General features: G+C 74.6%; 15 protein-coding genes. 4 read left to right on the top strand and 11 right to left on the bottom strand.

Translation table 11 applies throughout. The features are described from left to right. The 6 genes from ACY1JF_RS30240 to ACY1JF_RS30215 form a co-directional block, all read right to left on the bottom strand. Positions 1 to 4,893 (bottom strand): beta-ketoacyl synthase N-terminal-like domain-containing protein (locus ACY1JF_RS30240; RefSeq protein WP_462708460.1); only part of this gene is annotated, 4,893 nt, incomplete at its 3' end. 510 nt (positions 4,894 to 5,403) lie between these two features. Then, positions 5,404 to 6,597: a cytochrome P450 gene (locus tag ACY1JF_RS30235; RefSeq protein ID WP_462708459.1), complete on the bottom strand. Its 1,194-nt coding sequence runs from the start codon at positions 6,595 to 6,597 to the stop codon at positions 5,404 to 5,406. 97 nt (positions 6,598 to 6,694) lie between these two features. Then, a complete protein-coding gene (locus ACY1JF_RS30230; protein WP_462708458.1) occupies positions 6,695 to 7,330 on the bottom strand; it encodes an FMN-dependent NADH-azoreductase in 636 nt (211 codons plus the stop codon). Between the two features lie 225 nt (positions 7,331 to 7,555). Then, positions 7,556 to 8,788: a helix-turn-helix transcriptional regulator gene (locus ACY1JF_RS30225; RefSeq protein WP_462708457.1), complete on the bottom strand. Its 1,233-nt coding sequence runs from the start codon at positions 8,786 to 8,788 to the stop codon at positions 7,556 to 7,558. Between the two features lie 1,156 nt (positions 8,789 to 9,944). Continuing rightward, on the bottom strand, positions 9,945 to 11,474 hold the full coding sequence (locus ACY1JF_RS30220; protein ID WP_462708456.1) for a cellulose binding domain-containing protein: 1,530 nt from the start codon (positions 11,472 to 11,474) through the stop codon (positions 9,945 to 9,947). 188 nt (positions 11,475 to 11,662) lie between these two features. Then, on the bottom strand, positions 11,663 to 12,982 hold the full coding sequence (locus tag ACY1JF_RS30215; protein WP_462708455.1) for a radical SAM protein: 1,320 nt from the start codon (positions 12,980 to 12,982) through the stop codon (positions 11,663 to 11,665). Positions 12,983 to 13,128: 146 nt separating this feature from the next. Here ACY1JF_RS30215 and ACY1JF_RS30210 point away from each other — a divergent pair, with 146 nt between their 5' ends. Next, positions 13,129 to 14,382, top strand: coding sequence for an FAD-binding protein (locus ACY1JF_RS30210; RefSeq protein WP_462708454.1), 1,254 nt, complete (start codon positions 13,129 to 13,131; stop codon positions 14,380 to 14,382). Here the strand turns inward: ACY1JF_RS30210 and ACY1JF_RS30205 are convergent. The 4 genes from ACY1JF_RS30205 to ACY1JF_RS30190 form a co-directional block, all read right to left on the bottom strand. Next, positions 14,351 to 15,613, bottom strand: a complete 1,263-nt coding sequence (locus ACY1JF_RS30205) for an MFS transporter (RefSeq protein ID WP_462708453.1) — start codon at positions 15,611 to 15,613, stop codon at positions 14,351 to 14,353. The genes ACY1JF_RS30210 and ACY1JF_RS30205 overlap by 32 nt on opposite strands. Positions 15,614 to 15,726: 113 nt before the next feature. After that, positions 15,727 to 16,248: a hypothetical protein gene (locus ACY1JF_RS30200; protein ID WP_462708452.1), complete on the bottom strand. Its 522-nt coding sequence runs from the start codon at positions 16,246 to 16,248 to the stop codon at positions 15,727 to 15,729. Continuing rightward, complete coding sequence (locus ACY1JF_RS30195) at positions 16,245 to 17,951, bottom strand: PHP domain-containing protein (protein WP_462708451.1); 1,707 nt, start codon at positions 17,949 to 17,951, stop codon at positions 16,245 to 16,247. The genes ACY1JF_RS30200 and ACY1JF_RS30195 overlap by 4 nt, the downstream gene beginning before the upstream one ends. A gap of 864 nt (positions 17,952 to 18,815) precedes the next feature. Next, the gene (locus ACY1JF_RS30190) at positions 18,816 to 19,871 is read right to left on the bottom strand and encodes a rhamnogalacturonan acetylesterase (protein ID WP_462708461.1); all 1,056 of its coding nucleotides are present in this window, start codon (positions 19,869 to 19,871) and stop codon (positions 18,816 to 18,818) included. A gap of 117 nt (positions 19,872 to 19,988) precedes the next feature. On the opposite strand from ACY1JF_RS30190, the gene ACY1JF_RS30185 reads away from it, so the two are divergent. Both ACY1JF_RS30185 and ACY1JF_RS30180 read left to right on the top strand, forming a co-directional pair. Further along, positions 19,989 to 20,249, top strand: a complete 261-nt coding sequence (locus ACY1JF_RS30185) for a hypothetical protein (protein WP_462708450.1) — start codon at positions 19,989 to 19,991, stop codon at positions 20,247 to 20,249. A gap of 135 nt (positions 20,250 to 20,384) precedes the next feature. Continuing rightward, positions 20,385 to 20,924 (top strand): hypothetical protein, encoded by a 540-nt coding sequence (locus ACY1JF_RS30180; protein ID WP_462708449.1) that lies wholly within the window; start codon positions 20,385 to 20,387, stop codon positions 20,922 to 20,924. A 198-nt stretch (positions 20,925 to 21,122) separates the two neighbouring features. Here the strand turns inward: ACY1JF_RS30180 and ACY1JF_RS30175 are convergent, their stop codons facing one another. Next, on the bottom strand, positions 21,123 to 21,965 hold the full coding sequence (locus ACY1JF_RS30175) for a class II glutamine amidotransferase (RefSeq protein WP_462708448.1): 843 nt from the start codon (positions 21,963 to 21,965) through the stop codon (positions 21,123 to 21,125). Between the two features lie 93 nt (positions 21,966 to 22,058). Here ACY1JF_RS30175 and mmuM point away from each other — a divergent pair, with 93 nt between their 5' ends. Next, entirely contained in the window at positions 22,059 to 22,973 is a 915-nt protein-coding gene (gene mmuM, locus ACY1JF_RS30170) for a homocysteine S-methyltransferase (RefSeq protein ID WP_462708447.1), read from the top strand. Positions 22,974 to 23,761 lie beyond the last annotated feature (788 nt).

Below are 23,761 nucleotides of genomic sequence, written 5' to 3'. Positions count from 1 at the left end.
GCGCAGGACCGCCTTCAGGTCCCAGTCCGTCCAGGGCTCCAGAGCCCGGGCACACTCCTCGATCCGCTCCGCGAACACCGGAGAGGACTCCAGCAGTTCACGGCCCATACCGGTCCACTGCGAACCCTGACCAGGAAAGACCAGCACCGTCCGCCCATCGGACTGACCACCCCCGGCCACCAGACCGGCCGTCGACTCGCCCCGGGCCAGCGTCCCGAGCCCCGCCACCGCCTCCTCACGCGAACCGGCCACCACCACCGCCCGCTCCGACAGCACAGCCCGCCGGGAGACAAGCGCACCCGCCACCTCCGCGAGCGGTGCATCGGTGTCGGTGACGAACGCCGCCAACCGCTCCGCCTGCCCCGCCAACGCCCCCACCGACGCGGCCGACACCACCAGCGGTACGTCCCCGTCGGGGACCGCCGGCCGGCCGGCCGGCTCGGGGTCGGGCCCCTGCTCCAGGATCACGTGCGCGTTCGTACCGCTGACGCCGAAGGAAGAGACACCGGCCCGGCGCGGACGGCCGGTCTCCGGCCACTCACGGGCCTCCGTGAGCAGTTCCACCGCCCCCGCCGACCAGTCGACCTCGGTGGACGGCTGGTCGACGTGGAGCGTGGCCGGCAGCACACCGTGCCGCATCGCCTGCACCATCTTGATCACACCGGCGACACCGGCCGCGGCCTGCGTATGACCGATGTTCGACTTCAACGACCCCAGCCACAACGGCCGCTCACGGTCCTGGCCGTACGTGGCCAGCAGCGCCTGCGCCTCGATCGGATCACCCAGAACCGTGCCCGTGCCATGCCCCTCCACCGCGTCCACGTCGGCCGTGGTCAGCCCGGAGTCGGCCAGCGCCCGGCGGATCACCCGCTGCTGGGCGGGGCCGCTCGGGGCGGTGAGGCCGTTGGAGGCGCCGTCCTGGTTGATCGCGCTGCCGCGCAGCACGGCGAGGACGCGGTGGCCCTTGCGGCGGGCCTCCGAGAGCCGTTCGAGGACGAGAATCCCGGCGCCCTCGGCCCAGCCGGTGCCGTCGGCGGCTTCCGCGTACGACTTGCAGCGGCCGTCGGGGGCGAGCGCCCGCTGGCGGGAGAACTCGACGAAGGTGCCCGGGGTCGCCATGACGGTCGCGCCGCCCGCCAGGGCCATCGAGCACTCGCCGCCCCGCAGGGCCTGGGCGGCCAGGTGGATGGCGACCAGGGAGGACGAGCAGGCCGTGTCCACGCTCACCGCGGGGCCCTCGAGGCCGAGGACGTAGGCGATCCGGCCGGAGGCGACACTGGACGCGGTCCCGGTGGTCACGAAACCCTCGAGTTCCGCGGGGAGTCCGCCCCCGGAGCCGTAGCCCTGGCCCATGACCCCGGCGAACACGCCGACGTCCGTGCCCTTCAGCGTGTGCGGGTCGATGCCCGCCCGTTCCAGCGCCTCCCAGGATGTTTCGAGGAGCAGGCGCTGCTGCGGGTCCATGGCGAGGGCCTCGCGCGGTGAGATGCCGAAGAGGTCCGCGTCGAACTGGCCGGCGTCCGGCAGGAAGCCGCCCTGGTCGACGTAGGACGTGCCGGTCTTCTCCGGGTCCTGGTCGAACAGGCCGTCGAGGTCCCAGCCCCGGTCGGTCGGGAAGTCCGAGACGGCGTCCCGGTCCGCGGCAAGCAACCGCCACAGTTCTTCGGGGGTGTCGACGCCGCCGGGCAGCCGGCAGGCCATGCCGACGATGGCGAGGGGCTCCTGGGGGTCCGTGTCCGCGGCCGGCCGCTCGGGACGCGCCGGGGTGTCGTCCAGGCCGAGGACGGCGGTGCGCAGGTGGGCCGCCAGCTCCCGCGGGGTCGGGTGGTCGAAGGTCACGGTGGTGGGCAGGCGCAGGCCGGTGTGCTCGGTCAGCCGGTCGCGCAGGGCGACGACGGCGACCGAACTCAGGCCGAGGTCGCGGAAGGAACGGCCGGCCGGGAGGGGTGCCGCGTCGGGGCCGTGCAGGACGGCGGCGGCCTGTTCGCGCACCAGCCTTTCGAGGAGCGCCAGTTGGGCCCGCTCGTCCAGGTCGGTGAGGCGGGCGCGCAGGGCCGCGGTGACGGCCGTGTCGGGGCGTGCCCGCCGGGTCGGCGGCTCGGTCAGGGCACGGAGGAGCGCGGGCACCGGCCGGGACGGGTCGGGCGGGGCCGGGCGCGGGGCGAAGAGGGCCGGGTGGTGGCCGGCGAGGAGCGCGTCGAATCCGGCGAGCAGGTCGGCGGGCCGGGCCGTTCCGCCGTCAGCGGCCCAGACGAGGTGGGCGGCCGGGCCGCGCGGCCGGCGGGCGCGGGTGACCGCCTCGGTGAGCGCGCCTCGCACCGCCCGGTCCGGGTCGCCGGGAGCGCCCAGGGTCGCGGAGTGGTCGGTGACGGTGATCAGCCACTGGGTCTCGTCGAGGAGTCCGTCGAGCGTGCGGGCCAGGGCGGGGTCGTCGGCGGTGTGCGCCGCCAGGCCGACCGGGGTGCCGGCCAGGGCGGCGGGCAGGCCGGACGCGTCGGTGGTGAGGGTGCGGACGGTGGTGCCGGCGGGCCAGGCGTCCGGGTCGGTGCGGTCGGTCGTGCCGGGCGCGTGGACCAGCAGCAGGTGCGGGGCCTGGTGCACGGTGGCGAGGTGGTGGGCGAGCGCCGCGCCGGCGGGCGTGTCCGTGCCGGTGACGACGACGGCTCCGGCGGGGGCAGCGGGACGGGGTCGGCCGTCCACGGGGGTGGGCAGCAGCCGGGGAACCAGTACCTCGCCGTCCCGGACGGCGGCCTGGGGTTCGCCGGAGGTGACGGCGGTGAGCAGCGCCGCCGCGTCCGGGCCGGTCGTGTCGAGGTCCACGACGGTCAGCTCCCGGTGCCCGGCCGCCTGGAGCGACCGTACGGCGGCCCACAGCGCGGCGCCGACGGGGCCGGGCGCGGTGTCGCCGGCGGGGGTGGCCGCCCGGGTGAGGACCACCAGGGGTCCGGGGACGTCCGCTCCGGTCACCTGTTCGGTGAGGCGGCGGGCCTGGGTGAGGGGGTCGGCGGAGGCGGACGGCGGCAGGAGGAAGGTCGGGCCGGGAACCGGGACCGCGGCCGAGGCCACCTCCGCCGCCGCCTCGGCCTCCGAGGCCGCCTCCGCCGCCGGAACCTCCCCGGCCGCCGCACCAGTGTCCGTACCCGTACCCGTACCCGTCGCCGCACCCGCCACCGACGCCAGATCGGCATGCGGCTGCGCACGCACCCCCGCCGCCCGCAGCGCGGCGACGAGCCCTATGGTGTCCTCGCCGACCACGGCGCACGCGGCCGGGTGCGCGTCGGCGCCGTTGCCGGCCGGTGCGGGCAGCCACGCGGACCGCAGCAGCGCGTCGTGGTGGCCGTCGGCCGTGTGGCGGGGCCAGTACGGCTGATCGGCGAGGAGCCGGCGGACGATCTTCCCGGAGGCGGTGCGCGGGACGTCGGCCACCTCGTGGATCCGCTCGGGGATCTTGTAGGCGGAGAGCCGGGCGCGGCAGTGGTCGAGCAGGGCGGGGATGTCGAGGCCGTCGGGGCCGGGGACCAGCCAGGCCACCGGCACCTCGCCGAGGGTGTCGTGCGGGACCCCGGCGACGCCGGCGTCGGCGACCCCCGGGGCGGTGCGCAGTACCGCTTCGACCTCGTCGGGGTGGATGTTCTCGCCGCCCCGGATGATCAGGTCCTTCAGCCGGCCGCAGACGGTGAAGTAGCCGGCCGCGTCCCGGCGGGCCAGGTCGCCGGTGCGGAACCAGCCGTCGCGCAGCGCGGCCCGGGTCGCCTCGGGGCTGTTGTGGTAGCCGACCATGACGTTGGGTCCGCTGACCCAGACCTCGCCCTCCTGTCCGGTGGGCACGTCCAGTCCGCTGTCGGGGTCGACGACGCGGACGTCGACGCCCGGTACCGGCAGTCCGCAGGAGCCCTCGACACGGGCGCCGTCGGGCGGGTTCATGGTGATCGCGCCGCAGGTCTCGGTGGAGCCGTAGGCGTCGACCAGCGGGACGCCGAAGGTCTCCTCGAAGGAGCGGCGCAGCTCGGAGCCGGTGACGGCGCCGCCGACGAGTCCGATCCGCAGGTGGGGCAGGGACAGGCCGGTACGGCGGGCGGTGCTGACGAGGTGGTGGTAGGTGGTGGGGACACCGGCGAGGAAGGTGGCCCGTTCCGTGCGCGACAGGTCGAGGACGTCGTCGGCGGAGGCCCCGTCCGTGATGCGGGCGGTGGCCCCGACGGCGGTCACGGACAGCACGCAGGCGATGTGGGACAGGCTGTGGAAGAGCGGCAGCGGCCACAGCACCCGGTCGTCCGGGCGCAGGTCCGGGACGGGTACGTAGCTGGCGGCGACCGACCAGAGGCAGTTGCGCTGGGTGGACAGCACGCCCTTGGGCCGCCCGGTGGTGCCGGACGTGTAGAACATCCAGGCCACCTCGTCCAGACCGAGGTCGTCGGGGGCGGGCGTGCCGGGGTCGGTGACCGCGAGCTCGTCGTAGGCGTGGGCGCCCGGTGGCACGTCGGCGGCGCCGGCCACCAGGACGGTCGTGTCCGGGGCGGTGGCCGTCACCACCTCCAGGAACGTTCCCGCACCGCCGGCCGCGGCGAGGACGAACCTCGCGCCGCTGTCGGCGAGGAGGTACTCCAGTTCGGCGGGCGCGGACCGCGGGTTCACCGGCACGCCGACACCGCCGGCGCGCACGACCGCGAGGTACCCCTCCACCATCGCGACCGAGTTGCCGAGGCAGAGCGCCACCCGCTCGCCGCGGCGCAGCCCGAGGCGGACGAGGTGTCCGGCGAGCCGCCGGGTGCGCGCCTCCAGCTCCGCGTAGCTGACCGCGCGCCGGTCGTCGGCGAAGGCGGCCTTCTTTGGAATGCGGCGGGCGTGCTCGTGCAGCGTGACCGCGAGCGGTGTGACCAGGTCGGGACGCACGCCTCGGACTCCTTCCACAGGACGGCAGCGGGTACCGGGAGCAGCGGGTCGGGGTGGTCTCCGGACGCGGCGCGGACGGCTGTACGACGGTGGACAGCCGGCCGTCGTCCGGAACGACGGGAGCAGACGTCCCTGTGCCGCGGTGGTGCGTCGCGGTCAGGCGCCCGGAAGGGCCGGGAGCGGCCGGGTCCGCCGCGCGGGCGGGCGGCGGGCCGTTCCCGTCGCCCCGGACGGCCGGGAAGGCCGGACCGGGGCAGCCGGAGCGGGCGGTCGCGACCGGCCCGGCGCGAGGTCGCGCACAGGGCCGCCGTACCGCCGTACGTGGTCGGAGGGGGGCGGACATGCTGCCGGAACGCCGGCAGGGTCAGGAACGGGCGGTCGCCCAAAGGCTCACCGGGAGACCGGGAGGAACATCGGAGGACCCGGAGGCTCTTCAGAGGACCGGGAGGAACATCGGAGGACCGGAAGGATCACCAGGGTACCGGGAGGATCACCAAGGGACCGGGAGGATCACCAGGAGACCGGGAGGCTCTTCAGGCAGAAGACGGATCCGCGGGTGCGCAGCGGGACCTCTTCGGCCGGCGTGGCCGCCCGCAGGTCGGGGAAGGCCCGCAGCAGCGCGCGCAGGCCGGTGCGGAGTTCGAGGCGGGCCAGGTTCTGGCCGACGCACTGGTGGATGCCGTGGCCGAACGCCAGGTGGCCGGCGGTGTCCCGGCCGAGGTCCAGCTCGGCGGGGCAGCCGTACTTCGCGGGGTCGCGGTTGGCGGCCGGCAGGGACACCGTGACGGTCTCCCCCTTCTTCACCAACTGGCCGTCCAGCTCGACGTCCTCCAGCGCGGTACGGAAGATCTCGTACTGGTTGACGGTGACGTAGCGGAGGATCTCCTCCACCGCCGGATCGATCCGGGTCAGGTCGGCGCGCAGGGCGGCGAGCTGCTCGGGGTGGTGCAGCAGGGCCATGACGCCGACGCTCAGAGCGCTCTCGGTGGTCTCGTAGCCCGCGAAGAGCAACAGGGCGACGATGTTGCCGAGTTCCTCGTCCGTGACCTCGCCCGTGGCCAGGAGCCGGCTGATGATGTCGTCACCGGGCTGCTTGCGCCTGCGCTCGACGCACTCGCCGATGAGCGCGCCGACCTCCTGGTAGACCGCCATCGACTCCTCGGCGTCCCCGTCCGGGTCGTGGCTGATGGCGGGGGCGTCGGCGTACCGCTCGCGCTCCTCGTACGGCAGGCCGACCAGGTCGGACAGCACGCGCAGGACGAGCGGCTTGGCGAAGGTGGTGAGCAGGTCGGCGGGCGAGCCGTGCGCGCGCATCTCCTCGATCTGCTCGGCGGCCACCGACTCGACGAGCGGGGCGAGTCCGGCGATCCGCCGGACGGTGAACTCCCGCGCCAACAGGCGGCGCAAGCGGGTGTGGTCCGGCGGGTCCATGTGGATGAACATGCCGGGCATCGCGGGGAACTGCGGTACGGGAGCGCCGTACTTGGTGGTGGGGAAGTGCCCGATCTCCAGGCTGTGGCTGAACCGCGGGTCGCTGAGGACCTCCCGGACGATCCGGTGGCTGGTGGCGAACCAGCCGATGTGACCGTCCGGGTAGGCCATTCTCGCGAGCGGGCGTTCCTCCCGCAGTTTGTCGAAGATCGCGGGAGGGTCGAAGTGGTGGGTGCGTGACCAGACTTCTTCGAAGGACAGCATCTCGCTCATGGAGCACCTTCCCCACAGTGTGTAAGAACGTGTCTGTCCGCGGAAATCCGCACCCCCGCGCCTCGGATGCGCCCGCCCGCGATGGTGGTGCCGGAGGTCAGACGGCCAGCTTGCGCAGGGTCTCCCGGGCGTCGGCGAGGGACTTCTCGCCGAGCGGCTTCAGCTGCGCCATGGCGGGCACGATCGCCGCGAACGTGAGTTCGGCGTGCACGAACTTGAGGTTGCCGGCGAGGCCGATGGAGCTGAGCACGGCCTTCAGGTAGGGCTCCTGGTGGTCCCAGCCGTCGCGCGGGGTGCCGGGGGCGTAGGAGCCGCCGCGCGCGGTGACGACGATGACGTCCTTGCCGCTCAGCATGCCGGACTCGGCGCCGGGGGGCAGCATGTGCGCCGGGATGACCAGCCGGTCGATCCACGCCTTGACGGACGACGGGATCGTGTAGTTGTACATCGGGATGCCGAGCACGATCGTGGTCGCCTCGCGGACCTCGGCGATGACCGCCTCGCTGAGCGCCTGCTCCTCGGGGGTGACGCCGTGCAGGTCGCCGCTCGGGTCGAAGAGCCACTCCCGCACCGCGTGCGTGATGTGCGGGACCGGTTCGGCGCCGAGGTCGCGGTAGGTGTAACCGGCGTCGGGGTGGTTCTGCCGCCACTGGGTGACGAACTCGCCCGTGAGCTGCCGCGTCACGGATTCACCGGCACGGATGCTCGCGTCGATGTGCAGAAGATGGGTCATGAGGTGACTCCTGGCCAATCGGTATGGCTGTTCCGGCAACCCGCCCGGTTCCGTCCGGCCGGCGCTCGCCGGCGGGACGGCACAACACGGTGAGGAGCGGTGCTTCCTTTGCAGAGGCTATGCGTGCGGGGTGCCGCGGCGGCATCCCTCAGGTTGGTAGGGCGGGGGCGGTGAGCAGCCGTCACCCGCGCCGCCGACCCCGCGTCATCGGCCCCGCGCCGACGGCTACCCGGCCTGCCCGGCCAGGGAGGGGCGGACCAGGAAGTCGGGCTCGGGCTCGGGGCCGGGCTCGCCGGGCCGCCGGCCGTCGCGTTCCTCCACCAGGATGCGGTTCCAGGAGCGGGCCAGTTCCACCCGGGAAGTCACGTCGAGCTTGCGGAAGATCTTCTTCAGGTGGAACGCCACCGTGTGGGGGGAGATGTAGAGCTGGCTGCCGACCCTGCCGTTGGTCAGCCCCTGACTGACCAGCTCGGCCACCGCGAACTCGGTGTCGGTGAGCCGGCTGACCTGGGTCCGGCTGCGGGCCGGCCGGCCGCCGTGGTCGTCGAGTTCACGGAGCCGGCTCTGGACCCGCGCGAGGTCCCTGGAGGCCCCGGCGCCCAGGTAGGCGTCGGCCGCGCGCCTCAGCAGGCCGACCGCGCGGTCGCGTTCCGGCAGCCGCGCGGACCGCACCCGGCTCGCGTCCTCCAGGGCCGACGCGCGGGCCCACGGGTCCAGGTGCCGCTCCGCCGCGGCCTCCAGGGCGTCCGCGTCCCGCTCGTGCAGTCCGGCGGCGTGCTCGGCCGCCGCCTGGACGCTGCGGAAACCGGGGTTCGTCAGGGCGAGCCGGCTCATCGTGGCGAGGGCGCGCTCGGCGAGGTCCGCGTCGCCGAGGCGCTGCCCGGCCCGGACCAGCCACGGCGCCGCCGCAGGCTGGGACAGCAGCAGCTCACGCGTGAGCATCCCGTCGTGGACGATGCCCTTCAGCAGGTGGGCGACGCTCTCCATGCCGTCGCGCGCCTCCAGGGCCTGGGCGGCGGCCCAGACGCACTGGCCCGGCATCAGGTTCTCCCGCCCGAGCAGCGCCGCGTCCCGGAGCCGGTTGGCGTACTGCAGGCCGTTCGTCAGGTCCAGGGTGCGTACGGCGCACAGGGCCATGACCACGTGGCCGCGGGGGGCGAGGCCGCGGTTCCCGGCCCGGCACGCCAGCAGGAGACCGGCCTCGGCCGTCGCCGTCGCCTCGGCGAGCTTGCCCCCGGCGAGATGGATCTCCGCCTCGCACAGCAGCCGCAGCGCGTGCGCCCCGGGTCCGTGCGGCCCGTGGGCGCCGGATCCCTCACCGGCGAGGAGCCGTTCGGCCGGCCGCAGACCCCGGACGCGTGTCAGCAGCGTCGCGTACCAGATGCGCGCCTCCAGCTGCGTGTCACCGGCGGGGTGTTCCCCGGGGGCCGGTTCCGACGCCGCGGCGGCTAACTCCATGCTTTTGCCGAGCTCTCCTTCCATCCATAAGAGAGCTGATTCTGCGACGGAGCTTCCGGGTTCGGAAGAGTATTCCAGAAGAGTTTGCTCGGATATGACTGAGTATCGCGGGAGCACTACAACCTCTGACGTGTTGTGGGGGTGGCATTCTGGACTCGCGGGATATCACTCTGACCCGCCGACCTTTCGTTCCGGACCTCGCACACGTTCTCCCGTCGCCCACGTGATCCGGCCACGGCGGACCAGCGGGGCGCCCCGTCCCCCGGCGCGGTGGTCGAAGCCCTGGCCCGGAGACACCGAAAAGCGACCTGTGTTCGCACGCGTGCGCCGCCTGGCGCGTCGCGCGCCGCCGTCGGCGCGTCAGCGCCCGCCCGGCCACGCGACGGGAACGCGCCCTCTGCGGAACCCGCTTCGCCGAAGCGGCCCCCGACCGGCGCGGTGCGCCCCGGGAGGGCCGGGCACCGCAGGCGCACCGTGGCGGTCCGTCCGCCGTGGCGGCCTTCCGACGGTGCGCCGGCCGGTCCTCGGCCGTCCCGCGCGCCCCGGGCCCGCACCGCCGTGGCCGGCGAGCGGCGACGCCGGCCGGGAGCCGCGCGTCAGCCGTAGTCCGTCCGACGCAGCGCGTCGGCACGAGGCGCCGCGGGAGTCCGCGAACCGCTTCCCGAGAACCACATCAATCGTCCCCCTGACCTGTGACCCAGTTGTCCGTGCTGCCTGCACGTGTGGTGAACCGCGGTCGCGCACGAACGTCACAATGCCGGCGAGCGATAAGGTCCCCGCCGCCCACTCGTCGATCCCCCCGTACAACGATACGCATTCGTTCCGCGAAGTACCACGAATCCCTGTGACGCTGCCGTTAACGCTCCTCGACAACTGATTCGGGTCGCCCGGCCGCGGTCGGCGTCCATCATTGCCCCCACACGAGCCGTACCCGTGTCCGGCGCCGATCCGGCTCGCCGGCCCGCACGCCCCGAGGAGTAGCCATGCCCTTGTCGACGCCCCGCCGAACGTGACCAACGCCACGGTGGACGACCGCCGTTCACCTCCTGTACGGCGTCGCGTTCCGGCCACCGTGGCCGAACGCCCGCGCCGGGCGGGGGACGGGGGGCGGGCCGGCGTCTTCCCTCCCGCGGTCGCGCCTTTCCCCGCTCCGCGCTCATGTCGTGGCGCAGGCGAGCCCGTTGAGCGTGAAGTCGTCCGGCACCGTCGGGTCGTGGTCCTCCCGCGAGGCCAGGAAGCCGAAGGACAGCGTGCCGCCCGCGGGCACCGTGGCGTTGTAGGGGGCGGCGGTGGCGGTGACCCGGGAGCCGGTCCGGGTGTGGGTGGCGTCCCACATCTGGGTGATCCGCCGGCTGTCGGGGAAGGTCCAGGAGACGCGCCAGGTGTCGAGGGCGCGGGTGGTGGTGACGGTGACGGTGGCCTGGAAGCCGGCCGGCCACTGGTTGACCAGGTCGTAGTGGACCCGGCAGGGCGGTGCCGGGGTGTCCGGGCCGTCGTCGGGGGCGGCGGTGGCGGCCGGCGCGGCGGAGGTGGCCGTGGCGGTGGCCCGTGGTTCCGGGTCCCGGCGGACAGCGGCGGAGGCGGTGGCCGTGGCCGTGGCCGTGGCCGATCCGGAGCCGGCGGGAGCGGGCCGCGGGGCCGGCGCGGCAAAGGAGCCGGCCGGGGCGGACGCCGGGGGGTCCGGCACGGGCCGCCGGCCGGCCGTGGCGGACGGGGCGGCGGTGCCGGAGGCGGCGCGGGAGGTGTCCGGGCCGCCGAAGGGGTGCAGGGACGCGGTGAGCGCCAGCAGGGAGATCAGCGCGGCGGTGGCGAGGAGGCCGCCGCGTGCGGCGCGGGCCCGGCGGGCGTCCCGGCCGCCCGGGGTGCCGCCGTCGTCGTCGGCCGGTGCCGGGCGGCCGGCGGCGAGGCGTGCCTCGGCTGCCCGGCGGCGGCGTTCCAGGTAGGCCGGGCCGCCCCAGCCGAGCACGCCGTCGGCCAGGGCCGCGGCGAGGGAGCCGGGGTCGGTGCGCAGGCAGCCCGCCGCCTCGGCGCAGTCGGCGCAGCCGGCCAGGTGGCGGGAGAGTTCCCCGGGCGTGCCGGAGGCGTCCGCGGTCAGGAGGCGGGCGTGGCGGCGGCAGGTGTCGCCGGCCGGGCCGTCGAGGTGGTCGCGGCGGCAGCGGTCCCGGAAGAGGGCGCGTGCCTGGGCGAGTTCGCCGGTCGTGCCGGCCGGGTCGAGACCGAGCCGGCGGGCCACCACCGGCAGCGGCAGGGCCTCCACCTCGGCCAGCCAGAGCAGTTCGGCGTCCGGGAGCTGCATGTCCCGCAGGGCGCGCAGGGCGAGCGGCCGGCGGGCGGGCGGTCCGGTGTGGCGGGCGGCCCTCTCGGAGTGGAGCCAGCGGCGAAGGCTGGGGGCGAGGTCGTCGCCCTGTCCGGTGGCTTCCCAGGAGGCCGCGGTGGCGCGTACGGCGGTCAGCAGGAGCGGGATGCGGGGCAGCAGCCGGACCGGGCGGCGGCCGGGTCCGGGCGCCGTACGGGCGGCGGCCGGGCCGCGTGCCTCGCGCGGGCCCCGGGTGAACGCCTCCGTGGCCAGCCGGGCCGCCGCGGCGGAACCGGTGGTGCACAGGCCGGCGTAGGACAGGACGGCGTCCCAGCACTCGGCGGACCACGCGGCCTCGGCGGCTTCCTCGGGCATCGGCAGGTCGGACATGCGTCTCCCGCGTCACACGGGCGAGACCAACTCCGGCACGCCGACGGTGGAGTTGGTGGTACCTCGCGGCAAGGGGCGAGCTTGTCACGGGTCCGGCACGCCTGACAAGCGCCGCAACCCGCAACAGCGACGGCCCGGCCGCCGGGCGTGCGCCCGCGCGGACCGGGCCGGAGCACCGGGCGCCCCCGTCACACCTCGACGGGCGTGTCCGCCGGGAGGCTGTCCATGAAGGAGCTGACGGAGAAGACCGCGTTGCCGGCGCCGGGCGGGCCGTAGCCGGGGGGCGAGGAGAGGCCGAAGTCCTCCATGGTCTGCCGGTAGGCCTGGAGCAGGCGGATGTGGTACTCCAGCGGGGCGCCCTGCGGGTTGGCCTTGCCGAGCGGGGTGGTCGGCTCGGGGCACCAGGTGGTGAACCGGGGCGTGATGCCGTGCGACATGAAGAAGCGCAGGCCCTCGGTGGTCGACTCGATCGCCTCGTCGACCGTCTTGAAGCCGAAGGGCTCGGCCATCTCCACGCCCGCGACGAAGTTGGGGATCACGTTGCGCGCCCCGAAGACCTCCGTCGAGTCCAGGATGCGCCTGTGCCACTCGTCGCGGCCGACGTAGCGCTCCTTGCCGGGGCAGAACAGCTTGAACAGGTACTCGTCCCACACCTCGAAGTTGGGGTGGTAGATCTGCACGCCGTAGTCCTTGAAGCGCTGGACGTCCGGCTTGGGCAGCGCCTGGGCGACCACCTTGCCGATCCAGCGGCCCGGGAAGCGCTCCTCGATGGCCTTGGCGTAGTGGCCGTAGAAGTCGGCCTCGTCGCGGCCGGAGACCTTCGAGGTGATGGCGCCGCCGGTGAGGGTGTAGGCGGTGGACGCCTTCGCCGTGTCGTAGCGGTCGATGATCTCCAGGGCCTCGAGGACCTCCTCGACGTCCTTGACGCCCGTGTACGGACGGCCGGCCGCCTTGTGCTGGCGCCAGTTGTGATTGATGTCGCAGTACTGGCACTCCTCCTTGGCGCCGAAGTACTGGCAGACCCGGAAGACGGTCAGGTAGATCAGGTAGCCCCACTGGATGGTGGGGGCCACCTCCATGACCGACTTCCCGTTGGAGAGGGTGTGCCGGTAGTACTCCGGCATCGGGGGGACGCCGACGTCCGAGATGCGCTTGCCGTCGAGGTAGAGGCCGAGGACGTCGTGCTCGTCGGCGGCGACCCGGTACGGCGAGGACGGGTTCACCCGGACCGAGACGACGGTGCGGCGCAGGTCGTAGGGGCCGCCGGTGAGGATGATCTCCTCGGGCGGGCGGCGCAGCGCGGCTTCGCCCAGCTCGGGCAGGGTGCCGTGGTCGAAGGAGAAGATGAAGTACGACTTCGGCTTCACCTCGCCGTCCTCGTTGTCCGACAGCGCGGACGGGTCGAAGGCCACCCCGCCGCGGAGCAGGTCCTCCTTGAGGACCGCTTCCCGCGGTACGTGCGGGAAGCGCTCCATCAGATCCTCGACCAGCGCGGTGCGGCTGCCCATCCTGTGTCTCCTCCCGGCTCGCGTTCGACTTCTCACGGTATGCCCCTGCCCGGGCGCCCTCCCCGCCGGGTCCCCCCTCGGCGTGCCGGGTAGGTTGCCGCCGGAGGACTCCGGGTCCTCACGGATCTTCTGGGAGGGGCTGCGGGATGACCGACACCACCGTGACCAACTGGGCCGGCAACATCACCTACACGGCCAAGGAGCTGCACCGGCCGCACTCGACGGGTGCGCTGCGGGCGCTGGTGGCCGGCAGCGCCCGGGTGCGGGTGCTGGGCAGCGGACACTCGTTCAACGAGATCGCCGAGCCGGGCCCCGAGGGGGTGCTGGTGTCGCTGGCGGACCTGCCGCCGGAGATCGACGTGGACCGGGCGGCCCGTACGGTGCGGGTGGGCGGCGGCGTCCGGTACGCGGAGCTGGCCCGGGTGGTGCACGCCCGCGGTCTCGCCCTCGCCAACATGGCCTCGCTCCCCCACATCTCCGTCGCCGGTTCGGTGGCGACCGGCACCCACGGCTCGGGTGTGACCAACGGCTCGCTGGCGTCGGCGGTGCGCGAGGTGGAGCTGGTGACGGCCGACGGCACGGCGGTGACGCTGGCGCGGGGCGACGAGCGGTTCGGCGGCGCGGTCACCTCGCTGGGCGCGCTGGGTGTCGTGACGGCGCTCACGCTGGACCTGGAGGAGGCGTACGAGGTCGAGCAGCACGTCTTCGGCGAGCTGCCGTTCACCGCGCCGCTGGAGGAGGTGCTGTCGGCCGCGTACAGCGTGAGCCTGTTCACCGACTGGCGGGCGCCGGGCTTCCGGCAGGTGTGGCTGAAGCGGCGGACGGACCGGCCGCTGCCCCGCTTCCCCCACGCGGCCCCGGCCACCGAGAGGACCCACCCCGTGCCGGGCATGCCGGCGGAGAACTGCACCGAGCAGTTCGGGGTGCCGGGGCCCTGGCACGAGCGGCTGCCGCACTTCCGTGCCGAGTTCACGCCCAGCAGCGGTGCCGAGCTGCAGTCGGAGTACCTGCTGCCGCGTGCGCACGCCTACGGCGCGCTGCGCGCGCTGGAGGCGATACGGGACGTGCTGGCTCCGGTGACGCAGACCTGCGAGTGGCGCACGGTCGCCGCGGACGCGCAGTGGCTGAGCCCGGCGTACGGGCGGGAGACGGTGGCGGTGCACTTCACCTGGGTCCAGGACACGGCGGCGGTCCTGCCGGTGGTGCGGCGGGTGGAGGAGGCGCTGGACGGGTTCGCGGCCCGGCCGCACTGGGGGAAGGTGTTCACCACGGCGCCGGCCCGGCTGCGGGAGCTGTATCCGCGCCTCGGTGACTTCCGGGCCCTCGTACGGGAGCTGGACCCGGCGGGCAAGTTCACCAACGCGTTCGTCAGCGAGGTGCTGACCGGCCGACCGGCGTGAACAGCGCCCCGGCCGCGATCAGTACGCAGCAGGCGCCGGCCGCCGCGGCCACCGGCGCGGTGCCGTGCCGCTCGGCCGCCCAGGTCAGCAGGGCCGCGCCGAGGGGCGCCGCCGCGTAGTGCAGGGTCCAGAAGGCGGCGGTGACCCGGCCGAGCAGGTGCTCGGGGGTCACCTCCTGGCGCAGGGACAGCGAGCAGGTGCCCGCCATGCCGGCGCAGGCCAGGAAGGCCGCGCTCAGGACGGCGACGGCGGGCACCCCGCGCGCCCAGCCGAGGCCGGCGAAGGCGAGCCCGCACACCGCGACCGCGCCGGTCCAGGTGCGGCCGAAGCCGAGCCGTCGGCGGACCCGGGCGACGAGCAGGGCGCCGGTGACGGTGCCGAGGGCGCCGGCCGCCATGACGACGCCGACGGTGTGGTCGTCGTGGCCGAGGTCGTGCTTGAGGTGGTAGACGACCAGGTCGTTCAGGCCGAGGGTGAGGAAGCTGAACCCGGCGAGCAGGACGGTCAGGGCGCGCAGCACCGGGTGCCGGTACAGGAAGCCCGCCCCGGTCCGCAGGTCCCGCCACAGTCCGGGCCGCTCGTCCGGTGCCGCCTGGGCGGCGCGGGCCCGCAGCCGGACGAGGAGCAGGCAGGCGGCGGAGACGGCGAAGCTGGCCGCGTTCACGCCGACCGCCGCGGCGGGCCCCGACCAGGCGGCCACCACCCCGGCGCACACCGGGCCGAGCACGCCGGCTGCGGCGGCGGTCGCGCCCAGCCGTCCGTTGGCCTCGGTGAGCCGTCCGGTGCCGACCAGGCCGCGTACGACGGTGACGTAGCCGACGGCGAAGAACATGCCGACGGCCTCGCACAGCGGCAGGACGACGTAGAGCAGCCACAGGTGGGGACCGGACAGCCAGACCACGGGGACCACCCCGTACAGGACCATGCGGACGAGGTCGCAGCCGATGAGCAGCCTGCGGTGGTCGACGCGGTCGACGACGGCCCCGGCGAAGACCGCGGCGAGGACGGAGGCGGCGCCGCCCACGGCGGTCAGCAGTCCCATGCGGGCGATCGAGCCGGTGGCCTCCAGGACCAGCAGGGGCAGGGCGATCAGGGCGAAGGAGTCGCCGAGGACGGAGAGGGTCTGCGCGGCCCAGAAGACGCCGAAGTCCCGTTGCCGCCACAGGGGGCGCGGGGCGGTGGCGTCGGGTGCCCGCCCGGTCCCCGGGCGGGGGTGTGCCTCGTACGTCATCCGGTCCCTTCCCCGTCGGGTGACCCGCCTCGGTGTGCCGGGTCACCGTAGGACGGGCGGGGAAGGGACCGGTAACGATTTACGTGCCTCGGTGCCTCAGCGCCTCAGTGCCGTCAGTGGTCCGCGCAGCAGGGCGTCGGGTCCGGGTCCTCGAAGGGGACCAGGGTGCCGCCGACGGCGGGCATCGCGGCCAGGACCAGTTCGCCGTTCTCCCACTGGGGGCGGACGAACTCCCGGGTGACGAGCCGGGTTTCCGGGTCGGGCTCGCCTGGTGTGCCCAGGACGCGGACCCGCTCGATCGCGGAGCGCTCCAGCAGCTCCGCGACCGTGAGGGTGCCGGTCAGGGCGGCGGCGCCCGGGTAGAGCACCGCCCGCCCCTGGTCGTCCCAGGCGCCGTCCGTCACCGGGTGCCCCTGGGCGGTGAGCCGCTCGCGGGCCGCGTCGAGGGCCGCCCGGTCCCCGGCGGCCAGGGACAGCGCCACGCGCCGCCGGCCGCCCTCCCGCACCAGGTGGGTGCAGCCGAACAGGCCGTCCTCCGCGGCGAACCCGGCGGCCAGCTCCCTCAGCAGGTGGTCGGCGTCGCGCAGCGAGGTGACGTCCGTGTCGACGGCGATGACGTACGGCGGCGGGGTCACGACGGCAGGACCCAGACCGGGTTGGAGTAGAACCACAGGTCCTTCCACGGGTCGGCGTCGCCGATGACGTCGATGGCCGGGCCGTGCGGGTCCACGGCCGCGCCCATGGCGCCGACGGCGGAGCGGTTGCCGTCGGTGCCGCGCAGCCGGAGGTAGACGGGGCGGTCGACGCGGCCGAGGTCGTAGGTGAGGGTGACCGTGCCGGCGTTCTTGTTGACCTCGTAGGACTTGACGACCTTGGCGGACGGGGCGGTGAAGGTGTCCTTGTCCGCGACCTCGCCGGTCACGTCGCCCTGGATGACGTCGACGCGGGCCAGGGTGGGCTGGAAGCCGGCCCAGTTGGGGCCGCCGGCCAGCGCCACGTCGACGCTGAGGGTGACGCGGGTGCCCTTCTTGACCTGGAGGGCGCCGCCGAGGGTGGCCCAGCGGCTGCCGCCAAGGACCCGGACGTCGAGGCCGGAGATGAGCTGGCCGTGGTCGACCCAGACGCGGCCGGCGCGGATGCCGGCCATGACGGCGGCGTAGGAGAAGTCCTCGGCGCCGACGTGGGTGCGGCTGTAGTAGCCGGGCCAGTAGTCGTTCTCGGTGATGTCGATCGAGCCGCCGTAGACCGGGTCGTCGTAGCGGCCGTTGGCGTCGAAGTCACCGCCGCCGCGGGCCGCGGTGTCGCCGTAGACCTGGTGGGAGTCGGAGTTGGCGGTGATCCACCAGGGCTTGCCCTCGGCGAGGAGGCTGTCCCACAGGCCGCCGACGGTGGCGGTCATCCAGTCGAAGCCGCCCCAGGTGCGGTAGGACTCCAGGGGGTAGTCGGCGAAGGAGTTCGAGCCGGGGCTGTTGTCGTAGATGCCGCGGGCGCCGCCGGGGCCGAGCGGCGTGGGCAGGCCGCCGGCCTGGTGGCCGGGGGCGCCCTCCATGCCGACGGCGATGCGGTGGCTCGCGGAGGTGGCGTCGCGCCAGGCGCGGATCTCGTGCGGGGAGTCGATGCCCTTGCGCGCCGGGTGGTTGGCGAGCATCAGGGCGTCCTTGACCTTGCGCCGCTCGACCTGGTCGGCGAGGAAGGCGAGGCCCGAGATGGCGAGCGCCTCGTTGGCGGGCGAGGAGCCGGTGGCGGCCTTGACCGCGCCGTCGTAGCCGGTCTCGAACTGCTTGAGGACGGAGACCTCGTTCTTGCCCGGGTGGACGAAGACGGTGCCGTGCTCGGCGGCCGGGATGTTCCACTCCAGGCCCTGGAAGACGAGGGTGTCCTTGTGGGCGCTGCGGGCGTCCTGGATGTCCGGGTTGACCTTCTCCACGCCGATCTTGGCGTGGGTGGCGCTGCCGTGGTCGGTGATGACCAGCCAGTCCATGCCGTGCCGGGCGCCCTGGCGGACCTGGTCGATGACGCGGTACTTGCCGTCGCTGCTGTACTGGGTGTGGATGTGGTGGTCACCGGCCAGCCACAGGAAGCCCTTCTTGCTCCGTCCGCCGCCGGAGCCGGCGAAGGCGGGCGCGGAGGCGGCGCCGGCCAGCACGCTGCTCGCGGCGAGGCCGGCGCCGAGCAGGCCGGCGCGGCGCAGCAGGGTGCGGCGGGACCGCTGTTCGGGGCTGAGCGCCTCGTCGGGTACGGAGGTGTCGAACGCGGCGGGCAGGGGCGCCGTCTCGTGCGCGTGGTCGTGACCGTGGTCGTGGTGGTGGTGATGGCCGTGTCCGTGCCCGTGACCCATGTCGCTCCTCGTGGATGGCCGCCGTCCGCGCGGCTGCTTCGCTGCGGCCGCACCCGGGGTGCGTGGGGCCGCGTGAGGAGAATCGATGCGCGAGGTGACGCCGGGACGACGTCCGGGTGAGCGGCGGACGTAGTCGACACGTCCGGTCGGCCTTTGCGCCGTCGGGACGCCGGCGGGTGTGGTAACGCGGGAATGCGCAGTTGCCGCGCGGACTCACCTGCGCATTACTCGCAGACTTACGGAGAGCGTGGACGGCGTTCCGACCTCGATGTTCCTGGGCGAACGGCATCACGCCGGGGTCCCGGCCCTGTCGCGTCGGACTCTCACGGCCCGACGTCAGGTGATCGGCCGGATGGATTCCGGGGAAGGCCGACCGCGAGGCCGCTCTGCGGTTTCCCGGCCTATGCGGCCGATGCGGCCGATGCCCTGCCCGTCACCGTCGTGACTCGTCGTCATCACCGAATGCGGGACAGAGCCGGTCGGTTTCTACACCCCCCCCCGGGAGAACCGCGCCTCCGGACCGGCGCGATGACCGTCGGCCAGGTCCGCTCCCGGGTCCTCGGCAGCAGCTGAGCCACCCGTCTCCCCTGTCCTCGCCGGCACGGCACTCCGGCGTGGTGGACGTGAGCGTGCACGCGTACGTCGGCGGGGTGCGGGGAGCGCGCGTCCGGACGGTGCCGCGGCCCGCCCCGGAGCGGTGACCTCGGCGTGTCCGTCGCGGCGGTGGCCCGGAAGGCCGTGCCGTACCCGCTCGTCCGCCGGCCGGAGCCGGTGCGGCGGCGCCCGGTCCCGCCCAGGAGGCGGAGGGTCCCGCGCGGTGCCCTCCGCCTCCTCGGCGGCCCGGCGCCGAGCCGCCCCGCGCGCCTACCGCCTGATCTTCCCCGCGGGCAGGAGACGCAGGTCGGCGAGCGCGTCCCGGACCAGCTCCGCGTACACCGTGGCGCCGTACTCGGAGGTGTGGGTGTTGTCGCGCTTCTCGTCCGTGAGGTAGAGCGCCTTGGACCCCTCCACGCCCAGGGACTCCACCAGCGCCTTGGTCCGCGCGGTGAGGTCGATCAGCGGGACGCGCCGCTCGGCGGCGACGGAGCGGACGACGGCCGGGTGGTCGACGCCGAGGCCGTTGACGAGGAGCGCGGTGCCGTTGTCGAGGGTGCCGTCGGCGTTGAACCAGCGCCGCACGATCGGCGTGACCAGCACGGGCCGGCCGCCCTGGGCCCGCGCCTGGTCGACGAGGGTCTCCAGGTTGGTCCGGTAGGTGGCCTCGTCCGTCGTCTTGTCGTTGTGGGCGAGCTGGACCAGCACCAGGTCGCCGGGCCGGATCAGCGGCCGGACGGTGTCCCACATCCGCGGGTCGGCCAGGTAACTGACCGTGCTCTCCCCGGAGTCGGCGTGATTGGCGACGGACACCCCCGCGCGCAGGTACTGCGGCAGCCGCTGCCCCCACCCGGTGTACGGCTCCCCGGGCTGGTCGCAGACGGTCGAGTCGCCGACGAGGAAGACCTGCCGGGCGCGGTGGGCCGGGGTGACCCGGATGTCGGCGAGGGCGGGCGCCGCGCCGCCGACGACCAGGTCGAGCCCCGGGCTGCCGTCGGCCCCGGCGGGCTCGCCCTCCGGTGTCCGCACGTCGACGGTGAAGGAGCGCGTCACCCGCTCCCCCGCCCCGACGGCCGTCTCCGGCAGCAGGGCCCGCCGGGTCTCCCCGCTGATCGCGGTGCGCGAGGCCGCGTCGCCGCCGAGCCGGACCCGTACGTCGTACGTGCCCGGCGCCACGTCGAAGTGGCAGGTACCGGCGACGCAGTTCTCCGCGCCCCAGGACGGCCGCCCCTCCCGTGCCTGGGCGGGCGCGGCCGTGACCGCCCCGCTCCCCAGGGCGGCCGCCAGCGCCACGGCGGCCAGTGATGTTCCCGTACGCCTCACCAGGCCCTTGTACACCGCTGTCCCCTCCCTCACATCCCTCACGCCGCGTCCGCGACCGGGATGCCGGAGTCCGGTGTCCCGTCCCGTTTCCGGCCGAGCCGCCGCACACGGGCGCGCGGTGTGCCGGTCGAGGTGCGGGTCGGCACGGTCGCGGACGAGCGGGTCGGCGTACGCGACGGCCGGCGCGGCGGCGTGGGTGACGCCGGGAACGGCCGCGAGGGCGCCCGCGGCGGCGGCGCCCTTCAACAGCGGTCCGCGGTCGGGGGCTTCGAGGTCTTCTGGGGCATCGTCGGGGCGGCGGCTCATGCGGTGCCTCTCGATATTCGTTCGGCATTGCGAACGGCATCTGACATGACGAACGCCGACAAGGTAAGGGGGTGACGGGAGGAGGTCAACGGGTCGCGCGGGAGGCGGCGCCGTATGCGCGCCGATCGGGCGGGTACCCGGTCGGTCACGTGGCGTCACCGCTTTCGCGACCGGCTCCCCCGGAGGGAACCGGCTCCCCCGAGGAGGGACATGGCAAGCAGCACACAGCACGACGAGCACCGTCCCGCCCGGCAGCGCCGGGACAGCTTATGGGCCATCGGCCTGGGCGCCCTGGTCATGGGCTTCCTCGTCCATGTGCTGATCAATGGCGCGGCGGCCTGGCCAGGAGCCGTTCTGGCCGCCGTCGCGATGGCCTGCTGCACCCCGTGGCTCATCCAGCGCGTCCGCCGCCGCGACGCGAAGAGCGCGGGTACGCGACCGGACGACATACCCGCCATGGAACGCCGGATCCTCAAGGGCGGACAACCGCCCGAGGACCCGCGACGCCGACGGGAGATGGCGGCCCTGGTCGACTCACGACAGCGCCGACTGCGCCGCAACCGCTGGTGGGCGTTCCCGCTTCTGGCCGTCCTGTTCTTCGGCACGTCGATCCTGTGGTTCACGTCGGGTTCCGTGATGACGGGCGGCTGGACGCTGGCCCTGGCGGTGGTGTTCATGACCTGGATGACCTGGTCCCACGTGCGATTCGACCGGCGGTTGTCGCGGATGCGGCGGCGGTTGCGGAGCTGACGGCGTTCCACGACGGCCCCTGGCTCGTGGTCGCGGTCACCGCGGTCCCGGACGGCGACGGCGAGAACCATCTGCCGGGCTGCTGGAAAGACGCGGACGGCAAGCCGGCCCTGATCGCCCACGGCGGCGACGTCCTCGCGGGCGGTGGCGTCGGCGACCAGCGAGCAGGCGACGACGAAGCCGGCGTCCGGCTGACGTCTACGGCGCCCGGGGAGCGAAGTCGAACAGGGCGTCGCCCTCCGGACGCACCACCCCGTACGTGCTCTCCGGGACCTCGTTCCACACGCCCGGCAGGTCGCCCAGGGGTTCGGAGACGACGAGGCGGGTGTCGTCGGAGGCTTCGCGCAGGAAGTCCAGGCCGGGGTGGAGGGAGCGGAGGGTCTCGACGCGGGTGCTGTAGAAGAGGGAGCGGGAGGCGCCCTGGCTGGAGTAGCGGAAGGACCACAGGCGCAGCCCGTCGGTGACGGCGACCGTCATCTGGAGCGGGTACTCGATGCCGTGCTCGTGGCCGACCCGTTCCACCAGCCCGGCCATCCGGGCCACCGCACCCGGCGGGTCGTCCTCGAGGCCGTAGGTGAGCGCCAGGTAGAACATCACCTCGGAGTCGGTCGAGCCCTCGACGTGCAGGAAGAGGTCCGGGTCGACGGCCAGCACCAGGTCGCGCCGTACCCGCTGGAAGTCGGCGACCGCGCCGTTGTGCATCCACATCCAGCGGCCGTGCCGGAACGGGTGGCAGTTGGTCTGCTGGACGGCGGAGCCGGTGGAGGCCCTGATGTGGGCGAAGAACAGGTGGGAGCGGACGTGGCCGGCGATCTCCCGCAGGTTGCGGTTGCTCCAGGCCGGGCCGATCTCCCGGACGACGGCGGGGGTGTCCTCGGCCGTGCCGGACGTCCGGTACCAGCCGACGCCGAAGCCGTCGCCGTTGGTCGTCTCGACCCCCATCTTGGCGTGCAGGCTCTGGTCGATCAGGGAGTGCCGCGGCCGGTAGAGGATGTTCTCCAGCAGGACCGGGGTGCCCGAGTAGGCCAGCCAACGGCACATGGGTCGGTCACCGCCTCGTCTCGGGTACGGACGCTCCTGCCTCCAGGATCGCAGGGCGGGGTGGGGCGCGCTCGGTGGCGTTACGGTCGTCGCATGAGCGACAGCACCACCGGGTTCCTCCGTGCCCTGGCCGCCGCCTCGTCGCCCCTCGTCCTGGACGGCGGCCTGTCCAACCAGCTGGAGGCCGCCGGGCACGACCTGAGCGACGCGCTGTGGTCGGCGCGGCTGCTCGACGAGCGGCCCGAGGCGATCACCGAGGCGCACCGCGCCTACTACGCGGCGGGCGCGGACGTGGTGATCACGGCGAGCTACCAGGCGACCTTCGAGGGGTTCGCGGCACGCGGCACCGGCCGGGCGCGGGCGGCCGGGCTGATGGCCCTCGGCGTGGAACTGGCCCGCGAGGCCGCCCGCCGGTCCGGCGCCGCCCGTCCGCTGTGGGTGGCGGCGTCGGCGGGTCCCTACGGGGCGATGCTGGCCGACGGGTCGGAGTACCGCGGCCGGTACGGGCTCACGGTGGCGGAACTGGAGCGGTTCCACCGCCCCCGCCTGGAGGTGCTGGCCGCGGCCCGCCCCGACGTCCTCGCCCTGGAGACGGTCCCCGACACCGACGAGGCGGCGGCGCTGCTGCGGGCGGTGCGGGGCCTTGGGGTGCCGGCCTGGCTGTCGTACACCGTGGCGGGCGACCGCACGCGGGCGGGCCAGCCGCTGGAGGAGGCGTTCGGGCTCGCGGCCCGGGCGGAGGAGATCGTCGCGGTCGGTGTGAACTGCTGCGCCCCGGCGGACGTGGAGCACGCGGTCGCCGTCGCGGCGCGGGTGACGGGCAAGCCGGTCGTGGCGTACCCGAACAGCGGGGAGTCCTGGGACGCCGCGGCCCGGCGGTGGACCGGGCCGTCCGCGTTCGACGCCGGTCTGGTGCGGGGCTGGCGGGCGGCCGGGGCGCGGCTGATCGGGGGGTGCTGCCGGGTGGGGCCGGGGGCGATCGCCCAGGTGGCCGAGGCACTGGCCTGACCCGCCCGCTCTCGGCCGGCCCGCGCGGTCGCCTCCGGGGTCGGCCGGGGTCGGCCGGGGTCGGCCGGGGTCGGCCGGGGTCGGCCGGGGTCGGCCGGTGATGGCGCCTGCCGGCGCCGGGTGCCTGGCCGCCGGGAGGGCCTCCCCCTTCCGGGCGGCCGTGGCCCGCGTACCGGGGCCGTCCAGTCGCTCGGCGACGGCGGTGCCGGTCCGGATACGCGGGTGAGGGCCGCCGCCGGCGGTGCGGCGCGGGATCTCCTCCGGAACGCGGTCGAAGTGCCCGTGGGTGACCAGGACCGCGTCGGCGCCGTCCAGGGCACGCGGTCCGGCCGGGCCGCCCGGGCGGCTGCGGGAGTGCGCCGGCCTGCCGTCCCGCCGACCGGACCGCCTCACCGGATCGCCTCACCGGGACCGCGGCGCCCGGACCACGGGGACCGGACCACGAAGCCCGGACCACGGAGGCCGGACCACGGAGGCCGGACCACGGAGGCCGGACCACGGAGGCCGGACCACGGAGGCCGGACCGCGGAGGCCGGGCCGCGGGGCTGAGGCGGAGGTCGTCACCGCACCCTGCCTTGCACGTCAACCCCCTGGTGGGAGATACTCCGCTTCCCCCCACACTCGCTGATCACAGCCGTCCGTGAGCCGACTCCCACCGGCCTCGATCAGCCGCGTCGCTCCGGCGCCGCACCGACGCCGTCCGCCTCACCCTGATCCACCCCGTTCCACGTCACGTCATTCCTTCTCATCACGTCTCATCCCAACCCATCGCCCGGACTTCCCGTGGG

The sequence above is a fragment of the Streptomyces sp. SYSU D01066-1 genome, assembly GCF_054956795.1.
Note: the sequence above shows the minus strand (reverse complement) of the source record. Positions and strands in the feature narration are given on the sequence as shown.